The 1323-nt window shown below is 76.1% G+C and carries 1 protein-coding gene and 1 pseudogene; one reads left to right on the top strand and one right to left on the bottom strand.

Going from position 1 to position 1323, the window contains the following annotated elements; translation table 11 throughout:
* Positions 1-221, bottom strand: a pseudogene (locus V7793_RS37645) (hypothetical protein); the annotation flags it as partial.
* A 176-nt stretch (positions 222-397) separates the two neighbouring features.
* On the opposite strand from V7793_RS37645, the gene V7793_RS37640 reads away from it, so the two are divergent.
* A complete protein-coding gene (locus V7793_RS37640) occupies positions 398-1228 on the top strand; it encodes a hypothetical protein (protein WP_336014247.1) in 831 nt (276 codons plus the stop codon).
* Positions 1229-1323: the final 95 nt, after the last annotated feature.

Raw genomic sequence — 1323 nt, 5'->3', positions numbered from 1 at the left:
GCCGCCGGGGTCCGCGGTGGCAGCAGCACCGGGCGGATCGCGCGGACGATCTCCTCGAAGCGCTCGTCGTCCGTGGCCTCCAGGTGCTGGGTGACGCGCAGGTCGGCGAGGCGGGTGAAGGCGACGTCGTGGCGGGCGGCGAGGGCGCTCGCGAGGTTGCCGGTGGCGCGGATCGTGCCGCCGATGCCGTAGGCGTTGTGGATCAGGAAGGCGATCTTCATGAGCGTGGCCCCCTCTCCGTACGCGTGCCGGGTCCGCCCGTTTGTTCGGGCGAGCGAACTGTAGGGGCAGCCGCGCCGCTTCCGTCAAGCCGCCCGTCGAACGGAAGTCCAGAGGGTAACCGGGTGGCCGGGCGTGGCGCGGGGACGGACCCCGCGGGCGCTGGGAGGCTGGCCCTGTGAAGGCGATGGTGGCGGTCTCCGCGGTCGTGGCCCTCGGGCTGACGGCGGGATGCGGCGGCCCTGGCGGCGACGGCGGTCTCGACGGCAGCGGCGGCTCCGGCGGAGGAGGCGGCCGCGGCGGCGGCCGCGGCGAGGCCAAGGACACGGGCGGTGCCGTGCGGATACTCAGCTCCGCCCAGCTCAGGCACGTCGAGCTGGGGCCTCGCGAGGTCCCCGGCTTCCAGATCGAACGCGCGAGCAGCTGGGCCGCCGGCGGCGGGCGGCCCGTCGCCGACGACGCCTCCTGCCGGCCCCTCGTCGAGGCCCTCGGCTCCCGGCCCCGGCCCGCGCCGGCCGCGTCCGTCGTCAACACCTTCGCCAAGGCCGGCGAGGACCTCGACTTCCAGGGCCTCATGGGGATGATCCGCGTCTCCACCTACCGCGGCGACGGCGCCGTCTCCACCCTCGACGGGCTGCGGTCCGCGGCGGCCGGCTGCGCGGGCGGCTTCCGCATGCGCACCGGGGAGGGCGAACCCCAGGAGTTCCGGGCGGTCCGCACGCTCACGGCGCCCCGGCTCGGGGACGAGGCGGTGGCCTACCGGCTGGAGAACGCGGCGGAGCGGGCGCCGAGCCTGATCACGGTCGTGCGCTCGGGCGCCACGCTCGCGATGTTCTTCGCCACCAGCCTGTCCGACCCCGAGGACGTCGAGATCCCCCCGGAACTCGTCGACGCCCAGATCACCAAACTGTCCCGAGCCGCACAAAAGGCCCCCACGGTCCCGCCGCCGTCCCCACCGATGGCGGTGGGGGAGGGCGGGGAGGCGGGGGACGGGGGCGATGGGGGGTGACGGTCGCCGTCCCGGCCGGGTCACCGCGGTGGTGCGTGGCCGGTGTCCGGCGGTACCGCGACGTACGGGCCCTCCGGCAGTCCGGCACCGCCGGA

This window comes from Streptomyces sp. KLMMK (assembly GCF_036961605.1).
In the GTDB taxonomy this organism is placed as follows: Bacteria; Actinomycetota; Actinomycetes; order Streptomycetales; family Streptomycetaceae; genus Streptomyces; species Streptomyces telluris.
This window is presented reverse-complemented; position numbering and strand designations above follow the sequence as displayed.